At 70.3% G+C, this 17,599-nt stretch carries 13 protein-coding genes and 3 pseudogenes; 10 read left to right on the plus strand and 6 right to left on the minus strand.

Translation table 11 applies throughout. The features are described from left to right. Positions 1-72: 72 nt before the first annotated feature. Positions 73-1,884 carry a bifunctional metallophosphatase/5'-nucleotidase gene (locus tag KI385_RS26580; RefSeq protein ID WP_238574685.1) on the minus strand — a complete coding sequence of 604 codons (1,812 nt, stop codon included), beginning with the start codon at positions 1,882-1,884 and terminating at the stop codon, positions 73-75. Positions 1,885-2,039: 155 nt separating this feature from the next. Between KI385_RS26580 and mshD the strand changes: the two genes are divergently transcribed. After that, positions 2,040-2,978, plus strand: coding sequence for a mycothiol synthase (mshD, locus tag KI385_RS26585; protein WP_238574686.1), 939 nt, complete (start codon positions 2,040-2,042; stop codon positions 2,976-2,978). 100 nt (positions 2,979-3,078) lie between these two features. On the opposite strand, the gene KI385_RS26590 is transcribed toward mshD, so the two are convergent. Next, the gene (locus KI385_RS26590; protein WP_238574687.1) at positions 3,079-3,684 is read right to left on the minus strand and encodes a GNAT family N-acetyltransferase; all 606 of its coding nucleotides are present in this window, start codon (positions 3,682-3,684) and stop codon (positions 3,079-3,081) included. Positions 3,685-3,784: 100 nt separating this feature from the next. Between KI385_RS26590 and KI385_RS26595 the strand changes: the two genes are divergently transcribed. From KI385_RS26595 to KI385_RS26615, 5 genes are all read left to right on the plus strand, one after another. Further along, positions 3,785-4,936: an ATP-binding cassette domain-containing protein gene (locus KI385_RS26595; protein ID WP_238574688.1), complete on the plus strand. Its 1,152-nt coding sequence runs from the start codon at positions 3,785-3,787 to the stop codon at positions 4,934-4,936. After that, positions 4,933-5,988, plus strand: a complete 1,056-nt coding sequence (locus tag KI385_RS26600) for an ABC transporter permease (protein WP_238574689.1) — start codon at positions 4,933-4,935, stop codon at positions 5,986-5,988. Before KI385_RS26595 ends, KI385_RS26600 begins: the two co-directional genes overlap by 4 nt. A 313-nt stretch (positions 5,989-6,301) precedes the next feature. After that, positions 6,302-8,584 (plus strand): RNA degradosome polyphosphate kinase, encoded by a 2,283-nt coding sequence (locus tag KI385_RS26605; protein ID WP_238574690.1) that lies wholly within the window; start codon positions 6,302-6,304, stop codon positions 8,582-8,584. Beyond that, a complete protein-coding gene (locus KI385_RS26610; protein WP_425356956.1) occupies positions 8,547-9,950 on the plus strand; it encodes a CHAD domain-containing protein in 1,404 nt (467 codons plus the stop codon). The genes KI385_RS26605 and KI385_RS26610 overlap by 38 nt, the downstream gene beginning before the upstream one ends. Before the next feature lie 77 nt (positions 9,951-10,027). Beyond that, positions 10,028-10,459 (plus strand): NUDIX hydrolase, encoded by a 432-nt coding sequence (locus KI385_RS26615; protein ID WP_238574692.1) that lies wholly within the window; start codon positions 10,028-10,030, stop codon positions 10,457-10,459. Here KI385_RS26615 and KI385_RS26620 read toward each other — a convergent pair. Beyond that, positions 10,425-12,209 (minus strand): recombinase family protein, encoded by a 1,785-nt coding sequence (locus tag KI385_RS26620; protein WP_238574693.1) that lies wholly within the window; start codon positions 12,207-12,209, stop codon positions 10,425-10,427. The genes KI385_RS26615 and KI385_RS26620 overlap by 35 nt on opposite strands. Positions 12,210-12,571: 362 nt before the next feature. Here KI385_RS26620 and KI385_RS26630 point away from each other — a divergent pair. Then, a pseudogene (locus KI385_RS26630) lies at positions 12,572-12,796 on the plus strand (hypothetical protein); the annotation flags it as partial. Between the two features lie 560 nt (positions 12,797-13,356). Here the strand turns inward: KI385_RS26630 and KI385_RS26635 are convergent. Beyond that, the gene (locus KI385_RS26635) at positions 13,357-14,037 is read right to left on the minus strand and encodes an alpha/beta hydrolase (RefSeq protein WP_238574694.1); all 681 of its coding nucleotides are present in this window, start codon (positions 14,035-14,037) and stop codon (positions 13,357-13,359) included. 196 nt (positions 14,038-14,233) lie between these two features. Here KI385_RS26635 and KI385_RS26640 point away from each other — a divergent pair, with 196 nt between their 5' ends. After that, entirely contained in the window at positions 14,234-14,776 is a 543-nt protein-coding gene (locus KI385_RS26640) for a CGNR zinc finger domain-containing protein (RefSeq protein WP_238574695.1), read from the plus strand. Positions 14,777-14,802: 26 nt separating this feature from the next. Next, positions 14,803-15,003 (plus strand): annotated as a pseudogene (locus KI385_RS26645) (hypothetical protein); the annotation flags it as partial. 93 nt (positions 15,004-15,096) lie between these two features. On the opposite strand, the gene KI385_RS26650 reads toward KI385_RS26645, so the two are convergent. Beyond that, positions 15,097-16,104: an aldo/keto reductase gene (locus tag KI385_RS26650; protein WP_238574696.1), complete on the minus strand. Its 1,008-nt coding sequence runs from the start codon at positions 16,102-16,104 to the stop codon at positions 15,097-15,099. A gap of 131 nt (positions 16,105-16,235) precedes the next feature. On the opposite strand from KI385_RS26650, the gene KI385_RS26655 reads away from it, so the two are divergent. Further along, positions 16,236-17,135, plus strand: coding sequence for a helix-turn-helix transcriptional regulator (locus tag KI385_RS26655; RefSeq protein WP_238574697.1), 900 nt, complete (start codon positions 16,236-16,238; stop codon positions 17,133-17,135). Between the two features lie 182 nt (positions 17,136-17,317). On the opposite strand, the pseudogene KI385_RS26660 reads toward KI385_RS26655, so the two are convergent. Beyond that, positions 17,318-17,551, minus strand: a pseudogene (locus tag KI385_RS26660) (chaplin); the annotation flags it as partial. Positions 17,552-17,599 lie beyond the last annotated feature (48 nt).

Here is a 17,599-nt window from a genome sequence, read left to right on the forward strand (position 1 = left end):
GCGTGAAGGCTCGGCCGGCTGACGAGAGGAAGCCCCGGTGGGCTACAGGGAGCCCCGGTCGGTAGCGGTGGGCTACTTCACGACCGTGATGCGGTCCGCCTTCGGCGGGGTGAGCGGGCCGTCCGCCGAGGAGTGGGCGGTCAGGTAGCCGGTGAAGGCATCGAGGTCGGAGGGGCCGACGTACTTGTTCTTGCCCTCCTTGAAGGCGGCGAAGCCGTCACCGCCGCCGGCCAGGAACTCGTTCATGGCGACGCGGTAGGTCTTGGCCGGGTCGATCGCGACGCCGTCCAGCTTGACCGAGTCCTTGACGACGCGGTCGGCGCCGGACTTGGTCATGTCCAGGGTGTAGGTCAGGCCCTTGGAGACCTGGAGGATCTTCGGGGAGGCCTGGTTCGCGCCGCTGACCTGCTGCTGGAGCCCGGTCAGCAGCTGGGCGCCGGTGAGGTCGATGACGTTCATCATGTTGGTGAAGGGCTGGACGGTGAACGCCTCGCCGTAGGTGACCACGCCGTCGCCCTCCGATCCGGACGCCTTGAAGGCGAGGTCGGAGCGGATGCCGCCGGGGTTCATCAGGGCGAGCTGGGCGCCGCCCTTGTCGGCCGCCTTGGTGGCCTCCAGCTGGGCGTCGGAGATGACATCGCCGAGCGGTGACTCGGGGGCGTTCGCGCCGCGGCCCGCGATATCGGCGGAGATATGGCCGACGGTGCGGCCGGCGACCGGTGCGGCCAGCTTGTTCCAGCGGGCGATCAGGGACGTCATGTCCGCGGCCTTGGGCTGGGTGCGGTCGACGATGTGGTTGACCGCGCCGGGCGCCTTGACGCTGGTCCGCACGATGTCGCGGGTGCGACGGTCGTAGGTCAGCGTGGTGTCGGTGTAGAGCTTGCCGTAGGACGCGGCGGAGGTGACGGTGCGCGGCCTGCCGGACGGGTCGGGGATGGTGCAGGCGTAGGCCTGGTGGGTGTGGCCGGTGACCAGCGCGTCGACCGAAGGCGTGACGTGCTTGGCGATCTCGGTGATCGGGCCGGAGATGCCGTCGCCCGGGCCGGGGCTGTCGCAGTTGTAGTTGTACGAGGTGGAGGCGGGCAGTCCGCCTTCGTGGATGAGGGCGACGATCGCCTTCACGCCCTGCCGGTTGAGGACCTTGGCGTACTTGTTGATCGTCTCGACCTCGTCGTGGAACTTCAGGCCCTTGACGCCGTCGGCGTTGACGATGTCCGGGGTGCCCTCCAGCGTCACCCCGATGAAGCCGATCTTGACGCCCTTGTGCTTCCAGACGGTGTACGGCTTCAGCAGCGGCTTGCCGGTCTTCTCGTCGGTGACATTGGCGGTGAGATACGGGAAGCCGGCGCCCTGGAACTTCTTGCCGTCCTCGTAGCAGCCGTCCTTCGGGTGGCAGCCGCCGTTCTGGAGGCGGGTCAACTCGGTCCGGCCCTCGTCGAATTCATGGTTGCCGACGGAGGTGACATCCAGGCCCAGCTTGTTCATGGCCTCGATGGTCGGTTCGTCGTGGAACAGACCGGACAGGAGCGGGCTGGCGCCGACCAAGTCGCCGGCCGCCGCGGTGACCGAGTAGGGGTGGCCCTTGCGGGCCGTCCGCAGGGACTGGGCGAGGTACTCGACACCGCCCGCCGGGACGGCCTTCTTGCTGCCGTCCGGCTGCAGCTCCTCGACCGCGCCGGAGGAGCCCTGGGGCGGTTCGAGATTGCCGTGGAAGTCGTTGAAGGAGAGCAGCTGCACATCGACGGTGCGGCCGGCGCGGTCGGTGTGGCTGCTGTCGGCGCCGGCCGGCAGTGCGGTGGCGGTGACCCCGGCGGCTGCCGCCATTACGGCGGCTGCGATCGTCAATCTGCGTACTCTGCGGCGCCGTTGCGGTGTCGCTGTCATCTGTTCCCCTCCTGGATGGTCCTGAGCGGACGGCAGCATATTGTCGACGCGCGTAGCGCAACAGGGGGTGCCGGGTTACGACCTGGTTGCCGGGGATCGGCGGACGGCGGCGCCGAGTGACGCGCCCGGGCCCGGCAGAGTCGTACGCTTCACGCATGACTGACGCTGCACAGGAGAAGGGCCGGGCCGGCCGCAGGATCCAGGTGGTGGACGAGCTGGCGCCGGAAGGGGCCGAGGCCGTCCTCGAACTGATCGAGCGGGCCGCGCGTACGGACGGGCAGCCTGCCGTGTCCGAGCAGGGGCGGCTGCAGCTGCGGGGCGGGAAGCGCGAGGGCGTGTGCCATGTGCTGGTGTACGCCCCGGGGGACGAGGGCGAGGCACTGGTCGGGTACGGCCAGCTGGAGGACACCGACCCGGTGGAGGCACCGGCCGCCGAACTGGTGGTGCACCCCGGTTACCGCGGCCGCGGGCACGGCCGGGCGCTGGGCTGCGAGCTGCTGGAGCAGTCCGGGCGCCGGGTGCGCGTCTGGGCGCACGGCGGGCATCCGGCCGCCCGGCACCTCGCCCAGACCCTGGGGCTGACGATGTTCCGGGAGCTGCGGCAGATGCGGCGCTCGCTGGCGGATCTGGAGCTGGCGGAGCCGGTGCTCCCCGAAGGGGTGTCCGTACGGACCTTCCAGCCGGGTACCGATGACGCGGCCTGGCTGGAGGTGAACGCGGAGGCGTTCGCGCACCACCCCGAGCAGGGCTCGCTGACCCAGCGCGACCTGGACGCCCGCAAGGCGGAGGCCTGGTTCGACCCGAAGGGCTTCTTCCTGGCGGAGGAGGGCGGGCGGCTGGTCGGCTTCCACTGGACCAAGGTGCACGCCGACGAGGGCCTCGGTGAGGTCTATGTGCTCGGGGTGCGGCCGGGCGCGCAGGGCGGTGGCCTGGGCAAGGCGCTGACCTCGATCGGACTGCGTCATCTGGCCGGGCAGGGGCTGCCGACGGCGATGCTGTACGTGGACGCGGACAATGTGGCGGCGGTGAGCGTGTACGAGCGGATGGAGTTCGTCACGCACGAGACGGATCTGATGTACCGCTCGGAGACGTGAGACCGCAGAGAGCGGATATGAGACAACGCACCGCGGGGCGGGCCTACGAGGCTCCGCCCCGCTGTGCGTGCTCCGGCGGGTCAGCCGGCTCCGGCTCCCGCTACTGCTCTTCCCGCTGTGCCCGCCACTCGCGCGCCAGCATCGCGTAGACGACCTCGTCGGTCCATTCGCCGTCGAGGAACTCGTTCTCCCGCAGATGGCCCTCGCGGCGCATCCCCAGCCGCTCCAGCAGATTGGCCGAGGCGGTGTTACGACCGTCCAACTCGGCCTGGATGCGGTGGAGTTGCAGTTCCTCGAAGCCCAGCTTCAGCAGTGCTCTGCCGGCTTCGGTGGCGTAGCCGTGGCCGGCGTGGTCGGGGTTGAAGACATAGCCGATGCCGCCCTGGCGGTGTTCGCGGCTGGTCCAGACGAAGGTGACATCGCCGACCAGGGTGCCGGTCTCGCGGACGACGACGGCGAGCTGGAGGATGTCGCCGGACTCGCGCAGCGTCGTGCGGGTGGACTTGGTGGCGACGGAGGCCCGTGACCCGGCCTCGTCGAAGGGGCCCCAGTAGAGGTAGCGGCAGACCTCGGGGCGGCGCTGATAGGCGTGGATCGCGGCGAAGTCGTCGTGGGTGACCGGGCGCAGATCCAGTCGCTCGGTGCGTATCGGGTAGTCGGGCGTGTACGGCAGCGACGGCGTCGTGAGTGCGGAGGGTGTGGGCACGCGGTCAGCGTACGCAGTGGAGGTTGACAGGTGCAGCCCACTTCCCTCACCCTTTCACTACTTAATTAGTGGAATGGCTCAGGGGGAGGGGGCGCGACCGATGGACAGGGGTGAGGCGACCGGTCGGGCGTCGGGGCGCACCGCGATCGAGGCGATCGGCCTCGGCAAGCGGTACCGCCGCCGTTGGGCGCTGCGCGACTGCACCTTCCGGCTGCCGGCCGGCCGTATCTGCGCCCTGGTCGGCCCCGCCGGCGCCGGCAAGAGCACACTGCTCGCGCTCGCGTCCGGGCTGACCCGCCCCACCGAGGGCACCGTACGCGTCTGCGGTGCGGGCCCGGCCACCCCCGACGGCCGCGTCCGGGTCGCCCATGTCACCCAGGGCCGGCCGCTCTACCCCCGGTTGACGGTCGCCGAGACACTGCGGCTGGGCCGCGAGCTCAACCCCGGCCGCTGGAACCGGCGGTGCGCCGAGCGGATCGTGTACGACGGCCGGGTGCCGCTGGACGCCCGCGTCGGCGCCCTCTCCGGCGAGCAGCGCACTCATCTCGCGCTCGCCCTCGCCTTCGCCAAGGACCCCGAACTGCTGCTGCTCGACGAGCTTCCCCCCTACCCCGGACGGGCAGGGGCGGGGCTGCCCCGGGCGGCGGCCGGGCGGCTGCCCCCGTCCGACCTCGATCCGCTCCTACGGCACCGGATCGCCGCGCTGCTGCTGGCCCGGGCCGCCGAGCACGGCACCACCGTCGTGCTGTCCTCGCATCTGCTCGCCGAGCTGGACGGGGTCTGTGACTACCTGCTGGTGCTGGGCGGCGGCCGGGTGCGGCTCGCGGGCGAGGTCGATGACGTCATCGGGGCGCACACCCTGGTGATGGGGCCGCGCCGGGGCGATGCGCTGCCGCCTCAGATCGCCGCGCACACGGTCGTCGAGGCCCGGTTGACGGACAGTCAGTTCACTGCCGTCGTACGGCGGCAGGGGACGGTCGCCGCCGGGCCCTGGGAGGCCGTGGAGCCGTCCCTGGAGGAACTTCTGCTCGCGTATCTGCGTACGCCCGACGCACCCGAGCTGATCGCGCCGAGCGCCGAGCCGGTCTCACCGCGGCTGCGCCGCCGGCCCGGCAACAAGCCCGGCATCCCCGGTATGCCGCGCAACGGGCCGTCCGCCCGTCCGGACCTGCCGCCCGTCCGGCACGGCCCGCCGGGCGGCGCGGCACACCCACAGCACGACCACCACAGCGGCAAGGGAGCGGCGGCATGAGCACCACGGCACACCTCGGAGCGAGCGGGCGCGGAGGCACCGCGCACGACGCGGGCGATACGGACGGGGAGCGGGCGGCCGCCGGACGCGCACCGCTGCGCGGTCTGGTCTGGCTGGTCTGGCGGCAGCACCGGCTGGTCTTCGGTGTGCTGTGCGCTGCCACGGTCGGCGGCGCGGTCTGGTGCGCGGTGCTGCGCGGACAGATGGCCGGGTTCATCGACGCCCACCACATCGCCGGCTGCTCGGAGATCTCCCTCGTCCCGCGCTGCGCGGGTACCCAGGCGGCGGTCACCGAATTCCGCACCGCCTACCGATCCTCCCTGCAACTGGTGGAGATGGGGCTGCTGTTGCTCCCCGCGCTGATCGGACTGTTCATCGGCGCACCGCTGATCGCCCGCGAGCTGGAGGCCGGCACCCACAAGCTCATCCTGACCCAGTCGGTCGGCCCGCTGCGCTGGCTGGCGGCGAAGATCGCGCTGCCCGCGCTGGTGGTGCTCGCCGCCACCACGGCGCTGTCGCTGGTCTTCGGCCGGCTCTGGCAGGTCGGCGGCGACGAGGTCTCCGGCTCCTACTGGTACTCGACCGCCGGCTTCGGCTCGCTCGGCCCGGTGCCCGTCGCCTACGCCCTGCTGGGCCTCGCGGTCGGTGTGCTGGCCGGCCTGCTGCTGCGCCGTACGGTGGTCTCGATGGCCGTCACGCTGACCGCCATCGCCGTGGTGCAGTTTGCGTTCACGCAGCTCAGGCCGCATCTGATGCCGGTCGTCACGACCAGGTTCGGCCGTGGCGAGTCGGCCCAGCTGCCGGACAGCGGCTGGCTCGTGGCGCAGGGGAGCTACACCGGCTCCGGCGGCCGGGTGCCCGACACCGCGTGCCAGCCGTACAGCGATTACGAGGGCTGTCTGCGCCGGCACGATGTGGTCGGCCAGTACATGGACCAGCACCCGGTCTCGCATCACTGGCCGCTGGCGTGGATCGAGTCCGGGATCGTCCTTGCGGTCGCGGTGGTGCTGACCGTGATCGCCTTCCGGGTGCTGCGGCGCCGGCACGGCTGAGACGGTTCACGGAATTCACTTCCGGGAATTCCGGTGTGTGGACAAGGGCCCGAGGCGGGGCACAATGGCTGTCAGAGGGGAGGCACCGGGAGCCGGTCCTCCGCGGCGGCGGCCGCTCTCCGGCCCGGGACGGCCCCTCGCCCGTAGTACCCCGCTTGCCTGTCCGCCATATCCGCGTTACCGGCGATTCAATCTTGCTTGCGAGCATCACTGAATGCAGCCCGCTGTGCCGAACGTCCCGAACCCGAGGCTCCACCTCGCGCCGCCGCCTCCTGACGCGCCTGGAACCCCCGGGACGCGGAAGAATAAGGCCATGAACCAGCAGCCCAGCGCTCAGGCACAGGTCCAGCCCGAGATGCCGACCCCGAAGCCCCCGCAGGCCCAGGCCCCCGCGGCCCAGCCTTCCGTGGGCTCCATCGCCGCGCACCGCCCGCACGCGGTCCGTGGGACGGTGCCCGGCCTGGAGCCCGACCTGGACGCCGATCCCGATGCGTACGTGGACGAGGGCGTGGTGGGCGCGGACGGCGAGGAGCTGCCCAGCGGCCGTTTCCTGGACCGTGAGCGCAGCTGGCTGGCCTTCAACGAGCGGGTGCTCGAACTGGCCGAGGACCCGGCCACACCCCTCCTCGAACGGGCGAACTTCCTTGCGATTTTCGCCAGCAACCTGGACGAGTTCTTCATGGTCCGGGTGGCCGGACTCAAGCGACGGATAGCCACCGGCGTCGCCACCCGCTCCGCGTCCGGGCTCCAGCCCCGTGAGGTGCTGGAGGGGATCTGGACGCGCTCGCGCGAGCTCATGGCCCGGCACGCCGCCTGCTACCAGCAGGACGTCGCCCCTGAGCTCGCCGACCAGGGCATTCATCTGATCCGCTGGCCGGACCTGACCGAGAAGGAGCAGGCCCGCCTGTTCACCCTCTTCCGTCAGCAGATCTTCCCGGTGCTCACCCCTTTGGCGGTGGACCCGGCGCACCCGTTCCCGTACATCTCCGGCCTCTCGCTGAATCTGGCCGTCGTCGTACGCAACCCGGTCAGCGGTCATGACCACTTCGCGCGGGTCAAGGTGCCGCCGCTGCTCTCCCGCTTCCTGGAGGCCTCCCCGCAGCGCTACGTCCCCATCGAGGACGTCATCGCCGCCCACCTGGAGGAGCTGTTCCCGGGGATGGAGGTGCGCGCGCACCACATGTTCCGGGTCACCCGCAACGAGGACCTGGAGGTCGAGGAGGACGACGCGGAGAACCTTCTCCAGGCGCTGGAGAAGGAGCTCATGCGGCGGCGCTTCGGGCCGCCGGTCCGCCTGGAGGTCGAGGAGTCCATCGACCCGGCCGTGCTCGATCTGCTCGTCCAGGAACTGAAGGTCTCCGACGCCGAGGTCTACCCGCTGCCCGGCCCGCTGGACCTGACCGGGCTCTTCGGCATCGGGGCGCTGGACCGGCCCGAGCTGAAGTACCCCAAGTTCGTGGCCGGCACCCACCGTGACCTGGCCGAGGTGGAGTCGGCCTCGGCGCCCGACATCTTCGCCGCACTGCGCGCCCGGGACGTCCTCCTGCACCACCCCTACGACTCCTTCTCCACCTCCGTGCAGGCGTTCCTGGAGCAGGCCGCCGGAGACCCGGACGTGCTCGCGATCAAGCAGACGCTCTACCGCACCTCCGGCGACTCGCCGATCGTGGACGCCCTGATAGACGCCGCGGAATCCGGCAAGCAGGTCCTCGTCCTCGTCGAGATCAAGGCGCGCTTCGACGAACAGGCCAACATCAAGTGGGCGCGGAAGCTGGAGGAGGCCGGCTGCCATGTCGTCTACGGCCTGGTCGGCCTCAAGACGCACTGCAAGCTCTCGCTGGTCGTCCGCCAGGAAGGCGAGATGCTGCGCCGCTATTCCCATGTGGGGACCGGCAATTACCACCCCAAGACGGCGCGGCTCTACGAGGACCTCGGCCTGCTGACCGCCGACCCGCAGGTCGGCGCCGACCTCTCCGACCTCTTCAACCGGCTCAGCGGCTACTCCCGGCGGGAGACCTACCGCCGGCTGCTGGTCGCTCCCAAGTCGCTGCGGGACGGCCTGGTACAGCGCATCACCAAGGAGATCGCGCACCAGCGGGCCGGCCGCCCCGCCTACGTCCGTATCAAGGTCAACTCGATGGTCGACGAGGCCGTCATCGACGCGCTCTACCGCGCCTCACAGGCCGGTGTCCCGGTCGCGGTGTGGGTGCGCGGCATCTGCGCACTGCGCCCGGGAGTCCCCGGCCTGAGCGAGAACATCCGCGTGCGCAGCATCCTCGGCCGCTTCCTGGAACACTCCCGGGTCTTCGCCTTCGGCAACGGTGGCGAGCCCGAAGTATGGCTGGGCAGCGCCGACATGATGCACCGGAATCTGGACCGGCGGATCGAGGCACTGGTGCGGGTCAGCGACCCGGCGCACCGCGCCTCCCTCAACCGGCTGCTGGAGACGGGGATGTCGGACACCACGTCCTCCTGGCACCTGGGCCCGGACGGCGACTGGACCCGGCAGGCGGTGGACGCGGACGGCGAGCCGCTGCGCAACGTACAGGAAATGCTCATTGACGCCCGGAGGCGCCGGCGTGGCCCAGCGACATGACCAGCCGACCGGGGGGCCGGCCGGTCTCATCGGTATCGGATACGAGCTCGGCGGGGCGCCCGGAGCCCGTTCCGCGGTGGTGGACGGGCCGTACGGAAGCGATGACGGGACATACGGGCCGGGTGGCGCTCCGTATGGGCCACAGGGGGTGGGCATGCGGGACGACAGCGACGGCGGCAGCGGACTCGCCGCCCGTACGGCCGAGGAGGTGCTCGCCGGCTATCTGCACCAGCAGTCCGCGGACTTCCTGCGCAGCCTGCGGCTGCACCGCGAGAGCGGCTCGGACGCGGAGGGCGCCGGTGAGGCCGCCCGCCAGCTGCGCCGCGCGGCCCGCCGGATCAGCGCCACCCTGCACACCTTCCGGCCGCTGACCGAGGAGGCCTGGGCCGACCAACTCCTGTCCGAACTGGGCTGGTTGTCCGGCGCACTGGCCCGCGAACACGCCTGCGCGGCCCGCCGCGACCGGCTGATGGCGGCGCTGCAGCGGCTGACCGGACGGGGCGAGCGGGGCGACGGCGGGGACCGGGGAGAGCGGGGGGACAAGGGGGAGCGGGGGAAACGGGGCGACCGCAGGACTGCGCGCCCGGTCGCGGGATCGTCCGCCGCTACGTCCCGCGGTGCGTACGCCGGTTCGCCGCTCGGCCCGTCCGCCGCATCCTCCGCGCCGTCCGCGGCCTCCACGACCTCCACCCGTTCGTCTTCCGGTTCGTCTTCCGGTTCCGGTGCGGGTTCCGCCGCCGAACCCGACTCCGACGGCGCGCTGTCGGCCGGCGCCGCGCGGGCCGGGGCGCTGCTGGACCGCCAGCTCACCCTCGCCCGCACCCGCGCCCACTCCGCCGCGCTCCAGGCGCTGGGCTCCTCCCGCTTCCATGCCGTCGCCGACTCCGTGGCGGTGCTCGCCTCCGAGGCGCCACTGGCCCGTACGGCCGCGGATCTGCCGGCCGCCGAGGCGCTGCCGCCGCTCGCCGAGCAGGCGCACCGGCGCCTCGCCGAGGCCGTCGCCGGGCTGCCGCTCTCGCGCGCGGGGTACCCGTACAACGCCGAGGCGCTGTCCGCCGACCACCGCCAGGACGCGCCCTGGCACCAGGTCCGGCTCCTGGTGCGGCTGAGCCGCTACGCCCAGGAGGTGATCACGGCGGAGTACGCGGATCACCGGCTGGCGGAGGCCGGCCGGGCGCTGGAGTGGCACCGGGACGCCGCGGAGGCCGCCGCCGCTGCCGCCGCCGCGGCCCGTACACCCAGGATCGCGCCGGCCACCGCGTACGCGCTGGGCGTGCTGCACGCCGATCAGCGGCACCAGGTGGAGGCGGCCCGGTTCGCCTTCGGCCGGGTATGGCTCGCGCGCGTGGCGGAGCGGACGGCCTGAGGGGGACGGAAGGCATGATCGGACAGGTGCGGCAACGACGGGACGGAAGAGCCGGGAAACGGGAGAGGGATGAGGGCGTGACGGTTCCTCAGAAACCGGTGCTGGCAGCGGGCTGTGTGCTGTGGCGCCGAGCGCCGTCCGGCGACGGCATCGAACTTGCCCTGATCAGACGGCCGAAGTGGAGGGATTGGTCCCACCCGAAGGGCAAGCTGAAGCGCGGGGAGGAGGCCCGGGACGGAGCGATGCGCGAAACGCTGGAAGAAACCGGTATGACGTGCGAACTCGGACCTGAGTTGCCCACCCTCCGATACCTGGTCGACAACCGCCCCAAAGAGGTCCGCTACTGGGCCGCCGAAGCCACCGGCGGCTCGTTCGAGCCGAGCCGGGAGGTCGACCGGATGCTGTGGCTCCCGCCCGCTGCCGCCTGCCGTTACCTCACGCAGGAGCGGGACAAGGAGCTGGTCGCCGCCCTGCTCAGCGCCCTTCATGTGACCGGGGAGGGGCTGTGACGACAGCGCAAGAGCTCACCGGGTGGAGTGGGCGAGTCTGAACTGCTTGATCTTGATCCGGAGTCTTGGCGCCCCTCTCGCCCTTGCTCTTCGTAGCAGGGCTGTCCTTACGCCACAAGACCTTGAGCAATGTGGGGTCGAATGGAGCCTTGTCACTTACTCCCTCCGGGATCGGCAGAACGACAACGGACGTGAGGATGTGCGCGATGATCTCGCGCTTCTCCTCCAGCTCCATCCCGCCCCACTTCCTTCGGTTCCACCCCCGTAGCAGGTTCCTCTTCGCTTCGGCTTTCAGGTGGTCCTTCTCTTCCTGCTCCAGGGTCTTGATGTTCCGGCTCAGTCGAGTGAGCAGGTCATGTACGTCGCTCCAGTCCGCTTCACCGCAAGCGACGGACTCCTTTATGTCCCGGCGCTGCTTACGGAGACCGGCAAGCTTCTCCTTACCGCGCCAAGGGATCGTCTTGACCTTGGTGCCGGAGAAGTGCTTGTCCAGGTAGGCCAGCGTCAGCCCTTCCAGAAACTCATCCACCGGCACCACACGTCGGCCTATGCCCCTGCAGTTGGCGTCTCCGCAGCGGTAGTAGTCGCCGTACTTGGCGTTCTTGCCTGTGGCCTTGTTGCCAGTGAGCTTCGCGTAGCAGGTCTCGCCGAGATCATTGATGCGCCCGCACCGCAGGACACCGGAGAACAGGTAGGCCCGTGTGCGAAACTCGCCTGTGGGCTGAGTCTCTGCCTCGCCGCGTTGCATCCCCCGATGCAGACGGTTGGCATTGACCCCGGTCATGATGCTCTGCCACATCTCGTAGGTCACGCCGTCCTCCTTCTTGGCGTGGTCCCACTCCCCGATCACCGGTTCGCCGGTGTTGGAGTCCGTCACGAGCTCACCGTCGAGGATGCGGCCACCCCACCACGCCGGGTTGGTGACGAGGCCCTTGACCGCCTGTTCCGTCCAGCGCCCGCCCCGCGCAGTCGTAACGCCCGTCTTGTTCATGTCGCCCGTGATGCCACGCCATGACCTCCCCGCGTAGCGCGCCCTGATCATGAGGATCAGGTAGTCCCACTCCGCCTTGTCCTTGTACTTGTTGCCCAGCCGGAAGGGATCTCTGGACGCCCCCAGCCAGCCGAAGCGTCGAGGCCCGCCGTAGACCTTCCCTTCCTCGGCTCGGTCTGCGGCATTGCGCACGGTGCGTTTCCGCATCTTCTTGACCTCGGCATCGCCGGTACCTGAGGTGACCAGGCCGGCAATGGTCGTCCCATGGTCGTTGACCAGGTCCATGCAGGACTTGCCTTCGATGAAGATGCCGTCACCGACCATGACCAACGCGTCCTGGAACGCGATGAAGTCACGGGGTAGGCGGTACACCCGTTCCTGCTCAACGGCTACGCAGCCCCGGACGGGTATCCCGGTTTCTTCTTCTTGGCCGTGTGTGATGTCGCGGCACATCTGGAGGAACGCGGGCCGCACGACTTCGCGCTTGGCAGCGGTGACGTTGTTGTCCTCGTAGTGCAAGACGACTGCACAGCCATGCAGTTCCGCGTTCCTGCTGTTGTTCTTGTGCTGGCGTCCGACCCCGATGGCGTCGCCATTGAGTCGGTCGGCAGAGATACGGGCGTAGGAGATCAGAGGGGCGCGTCCGTTTAGCCAGCCCTCGACAGTTCCGCCCTCGTCCAGCCACGCCTGGAGGGTGGGGGCGATGTAAGTGCGGGAGAAGGTCTTGGTCGATCGAGCCGGGTTCCGTGTATCGATCACACTCCGAGGCTACTTGCCCAGTGCTTTGTGATGTGACGACAACTGATTCCATCCCAAGGGGAAGTTGAAGCGCGACCACGACCAGGTGGTGCCAACGGCTGTGCCAAGCAGGTTCGTTACTGGGCCGCCGAGGCGGTCGCCGGCGCCTTTGTGCCCAGTAGTGAGGTCGACCGCCTGGTGTGGCTGTCGCCCGATGGCGCCCGCGGCCGCCTCACCGATGAGCGGGACCGGCCCTGGCGGACGCGCTGCTCGCCGCGTTGCACATGGCCTGAGGCCGCTCCTGCCGGCTCAGAGCTATAGGGCAGTAGCTGTTCCCTTCGCCGCTGGCTGCTGGACCGTGCCCTTTCTGCAACGAGTTGATGCGCCAGGCCGCCGACGTCCACAAGACCGGACTGACGGCCTCGGACTCCGCGACGCACATGGCCGGCAGCGAGATTCTCGTGGGTGTGGGTCCGGTCGACGAGCTGGTCGCGGTGTGGGACGGGAATCCGGCGCGTGGGTATGGCGGCACGGCGGACGTGGTGGCGTACGCCGAGCGGAACGGTGTCCCGGTGCGGGTGCTGTGGCCGGAGGGCGCCAACCGCTGATCGGCTCTCCGGCCGGCACCTACGGGCGGGACCGGCCAGCCATGGACGCGCTCACCCCCCGCATCGGCCGTGACGTCCGAACGGGTCGCCGGTCATCGAGTGGCAGCAGACCTACCTGCGCTGACCGGTCCTGCCGCCGTCACGGCCCGCGCCCCAGGGCGCGGGCCGTCTCTACGCAAGCTCCGTCATCTGTTACACCGACCTGAAGAGGCCTTTCCCGTCCACCCGTTCATGGCATCGGCAGGTGGTTGGGAAGGTGGTACCCCGTGCCCTGGACACCGTGCTCCAGTACCGTTCCGGCCGGATCGTGGAGCGGGCGTGCACCGTGCGTCGTTCCCTTACGACCGCGACGCCGACGAAGGTGGTACGCGACTTCGGCGAGCGCTTCCACGCGTCTACCTGTAAGGGAGCAACGATGCGCGTAGGGATCACTGGCCACCGTGGGCCGAGCACCGAGGTGGAGCAGCGGGTGCGGGCGATGTTGGAGGAGCCGTACGCGGCTACGACAACGTTGAGTTGGTCGAGAAGATCCTGCGAGCCAGTCTCCAGCGCAGGGTGTGTCACAGGCCCTTCGTGAGGGTGTCCAGATAAGCGGCCAGGTCCTTGGGGCGGGCGTACATGGGGCCGTGGCCGGTGTCCCATTCGGTGGTCTGTGCGCCTATGTGGTCGGCCATTTCGCGCTGGGTGGTGGCGGGCAGCGCGCGGTCCTGCGTGGCGATCAGGTAGTGGGAGGGCACGTCGCGCCAGGCCGGGGTGCCGGAGGGGGCGGCGTCGATGCCCAGGCGGGGGAACTTCTGCACGGCCGCGGCGAGCGCGGTGCGTTCGGTGGGGGCGTCGGCGGCCACGACCTTCCCGTAGGCGGGCCGGTCGATGTAGGAGTATCCGTCGTCGGTGATCTTGAGGTGCTCGGGGAGCAGGCTTCCCGGGCGGCGGTGCGCGATGTCCCTGACCGATTCGCCCTGGTCGGGGGTGAAGGCGGCGATGTAGGACAGGGCCTTGACGTGGTCCTGGCCGATGGCCGCGTTGGTGATGACGGCGCCGCCGTAGGACCAGCCCACCAGCAGCACGGGTCCATCGACGGTGGAGAGGACCCGGCGTACGGCCGCGACGTCGCCTTCCAGTGATTCCAGGGGGAGTTGGACGGCCACCGGCTCATGGCCCAGTGCGCGCAGTTCGGTGAGGGTCTCGCTCCAGGCGGAGCCGTCGGCCCACAGGCCGTGGACGAGGACGATGGCGGTCATGGCGTAAACCTCCGGAAAGCGGGAGAGCTGTGCGGGCGCGGGATGCGGCGCCAGTCGTGGGCGGAGACCAGCGTGGCCTCACCCTTCGACCTAACTACTAAATTTAACTTTAAGGGTTAGAAGTTGAGAAGGCAACCGATCACGTACGCTTGAGTGGTTAGCCCGGAGGGGAAGCGGACAGGACAAGGAGCCAGGGATGCCCACGCTCGACCCCCGCCCCCTGACCGGGGAGCCCGTCTCGCTGGACCTGCTGAACACCCGCTGGATGCAGGACGGCGTACGGCAGGACCTGCTCACCGGTCCCGAAGGGCTGCGCATCTGGCTTGAGAGCAACGGTCTCGACCGCCGCTTCCCCGCCGACACGGCAGCACTGGAGCACCTGCTGCTCGCCCGCGAGGCCCTCCTCTCCGCCATCGACAGCCCCGGCGACACGGCCGGCATCGAGCGCGTCAACGCCCTGCTCGACCACGGCCGGATCCGTGCCACCCTGACCGCCGAGGGCCCCGGCGAGGAGATCGAGTTCGGGGATCCCACCTGGGGCGCGGCCTGGACCGCGGCACGCGACTACCTGGACCTCCTGCGCGCGGCCCCCGACCGGATCCGCAGCTGCGCGCACGAGGCGTGCATCCTGCACTTCTTCGACACCTCGCGAAACGGCACCCGCCGCTGGTGCTCGATGTCGGCCTGCGGCAACCGCGCCAAGGCCTCCCGCCACTACGCGAAGACACACGCGCCCTGAGCGTCGCCCGTTACGCGCCTGTCGGACACACCCTGACGGCCTCGGACTCCGCGGCGCACATGGCCGACAGCGAGATTCTCGTGGGCGTGGGTCCGGTCGACGAGCTGGTCGCGGTGGGGGACGGGAATCCGGCGCGTGGGTATGGCGGCACGGCGGACGTGGTGGCGTACGCCGAGCGGAACGGTGTCACGGTGCGGGTGCTGTGGCCGGAGGGCGCCAACCGCTGATCGGCCTTGCCGCCGACACGCAGGAGCGGGACCGGCCCCTGGTCGACGCGCTGCTCGCCGCGCTGCACCTGGCCTGAGGCCGGCCCTCGTGGTTCAGCGGCGGCGCAGCGCCGGGTCGGCCACGGCCGGCGGTACGTAGTAGTTGTCCGCCCGGTTGAGGTCGGTGCCCGGCGGCACGATCGCGTCGATGCGGTCCAGGACGTCGGCGTCGAGCTTCACCTCGGAGCCCTCCAGCATGCTGTCGAGCTGGTCGAGGGTGCGCGGACCGATGATCACGGACGTCACCGCCGGGTGGGACCGTACGAACCCGGTCGCCAGATGCGGCAGTGACAGACCGGCCTCGGCCGCGACCTTGGACAGTGCGCCGACCGCCTCCGCCTTGCGGGCGTTCTCCGGGATCGAGAGGTCGAACTTCAAGGTCTCCAGACCGGCCCGCGAACTGGCCGACAGATCCCGCCCGGACAGCCAACCCGCGCTGAGCGGACCCCAGGTCAGCACGCCCATGCCGTAGCGCTGCGTGGTCGGCAGCACCGCGTTCTCCACGCCCCGCGCCAGCATCGAGTACGGCGGCTGCTCGGTGCGGAAGCGGAGATGGCCGCGGCGCTCGGCGGTCCACTGTGCCTCGACGATCTGCTCCGCGGGGAAGGTCGAGGAGCCGATCGCCCGCACCTTGCCGGACCGTACGAGGTCGGAGAGCGCGGAGAGCGTCTCGTCGATGTCGGTGGCCGGGTCGGGGCGGTGCACCTGGTAGAGGTCGATGTAGTCGGTGTCCAGCCGGCGCAGGCTGTCCTCCACCGCGCGCATGATCCAACGCCGGGAATTCCCGCCGTGGTTGGCGTCCGGACCCATCGAGTTGAAGAACTTCGTGGCCAGGACGACGTCCTCGCGGCGCCCCCTGAGCGCCTTGCCGACGATCTCCTCGGACTCGCCCGCGGCGTAGATGTCCGCGGTGTCGACGAAGTTGATACCGGCGTCCAGCGCACGGTGCACGATCCGTACACAGTCGTCGTGATCGGTGTTGCCCCAGGCGCCGAGCATCATCGCGCCCAGCGCGTACTCGCTGACCGAGATGCCGGTACCGCCGAGGATTCTGCGCTGCATGGGCTGCTCCTTATGGGAAGGCGAATTCTCAAGGAGCACCACCGTGCTGTCCGTACGCGGAGGGCACCAGGCCCGTCACAGCCTGGGTCCGGCGGAACCACCCAACCGGCCGTGCGTCGCATACTGGGCTGATGCTGCACGCGGAAATCGAGATCAGCTCGTTCCTCAAGGCGCGTCGCGCCGCCCTCGACCCGGCCGACCTCGGCCTGCCCGGCGGGGTCAACCGCCGCCGGGTGCGCGGGCTGCGGCGCGAGGAGGTCGCCCAGCTCGCCGGCATCAGCGTCGACTACTACACCCGGATCGAACAGGGCCGTGCGCCCGCCATCTCCGACTCCGTCCTGGACGCGATCGCGCGGGCGCTGCGGCTGTCCGACGGCGAGGTGACCTATCTGCGCAATATCGCCGTACCCCGGCGCCGGGTCGCGGCGGACTGCTGCGGCGTACCCGGCACCGGGCAGACGGTTCGGCCCGAGATCCAGCAGCTGCTGGATGCCATGGAGAGCACCGTCCCGGCCCTCGTCATCGGCCGCGGCCTGGACATCCTGGCCTGGAACACGCTCGGCGGCCGGGTCGCCTTCGACCTGGAGGCGCTCGCACCGGACCGCCGGAACACCGCACTGCTGGTCTTCCTCGACCCGGTGGCGCGGGCCCTGCACCCCGACTGGGAGGCGAAGGCCGTGGAGGTGGTCGGCAATCTGCGCGCCGACAGCGGCCGGCACCCCGACGACCCGCGGATCTGCGAGGTGGTCAATGAACTCCTCGTCCGCAGCACGGACTTCCGGCGGATCTGGGAGACGCAGTCGGTGCACGAGTGCCTGCGCGGCACCAAGCGCATCCTGCATCCGCACGTCGGCGAGCTCCAGGTCACCTTCGAGAGCTTCCGGCTGAGCACCGACCCGGACCAGGCCCTGGTGACGTACACGGCCCCGCGCGGATCGGAGACGGAACGGCGGCTCCGGGAGCTGGCGAGGGCCGGCGGGCCGGCCGCGGCTGCGCGGCCGGCCCAGGTGGCTTCGGCCGGGGCGGCCTAGCGACCGGCGTCGACCAAGCCCCCGCCGCCGGTGTGCACGCCACCGGCCGGCCGGTGGTGGTGGTGCTTCTTGGCGTGGTGCTTCTTGACGTGGTGCTTCTTCTTGGGGTGCTCCTTCTTGACGTGGTGGTGGTGGTGCTTGACGACGTGGTGGCGGACAACCACCCGGCGCACGATGGAACCGTTGATGCAGGTGTTGCCGAAGGCCGGGTTCAGCAGGCCCACGACATTAATGGTGTTGCCGCACACGTTGATCGGAATGGCGACCGGGATCTGAATCGCATTGCCCGACACCACTCCCGGCGAATTGGCCGCGCCGCCGGCCGCGCCACTGTCTGCGAACGCTGCCGACATGCCACCCAGGGCGGTACTTGCCGCGAGAGCGGCCAGAGCAGTCACCCGTGTGATCCGTGACATAAAAATCTCCCGATCGATCCAAGCGACTCACTGCCGCTTCCTGTATTT

The sequence above is a fragment of the Streptomyces inhibens genome, assembly GCF_022221585.1.
Lineage (GTDB): Bacteria > Actinomycetota > Actinomycetes > Streptomycetales > Streptomycetaceae > Streptomyces > Streptomyces inhibens.

Excerpts from the sequence above, each read along its gene's own strand:
- KI385_RS26580 (WP_238574685.1), bottom strand. The coding sequence starts at position 1,884 with ATGACAGCGACACCGCAACGGCGCCGCAGAGTACGCAGATTGACGATC.
- mshD (WP_238574686.1), top strand. The coding sequence starts at position 2,040 with ATGACTGACGCTGCACAGGAGAAGGGCCGGGCCGGCCGCAGGATCCAG.
- KI385_RS26595 (WP_238574688.1), top strand. The coding sequence starts at position 3,785 with ATGGACAGGGGTGAGGCGACCGGTCGGGCGTCGGGGCGCACCGCGATC.
- KI385_RS26600 (WP_238574689.1), top strand. The coding sequence starts at position 4,933 with ATGAGCACCACGGCACACCTCGGAGCGAGCGGGCGCGGAGGCACCGCG.
- KI385_RS26605 (WP_238574690.1), top strand. The coding sequence starts at position 6,302 with ATGAACCAGCAGCCCAGCGCTCAGGCACAGGTCCAGCCCGAGATGCCG.
- KI385_RS26635 (WP_238574694.1), bottom strand. The coding sequence starts at position 14,037 with ATGACCGCCATCGTCCTCGTCCACGGCCTGTGGGCCGACGGCTCCGCC.
- KI385_RS26640 (WP_238574695.1), top strand. The coding sequence starts at position 14,234 with ATGCCCACGCTCGACCCCCGCCCCCTGACCGGGGAGCCCGTCTCGCTG.
- KI385_RS26650 (WP_238574696.1), bottom strand. The coding sequence starts at position 16,104 with ATGCAGCGCAGAATCCTCGGCGGTACCGGCATCTCGGTCAGCGAGTAC.
- KI385_RS26655 (WP_238574697.1), top strand. The coding sequence starts at position 16,236 with ATGCTGCACGCGGAAATCGAGATCAGCTCGTTCCTCAAGGCGCGTCGC.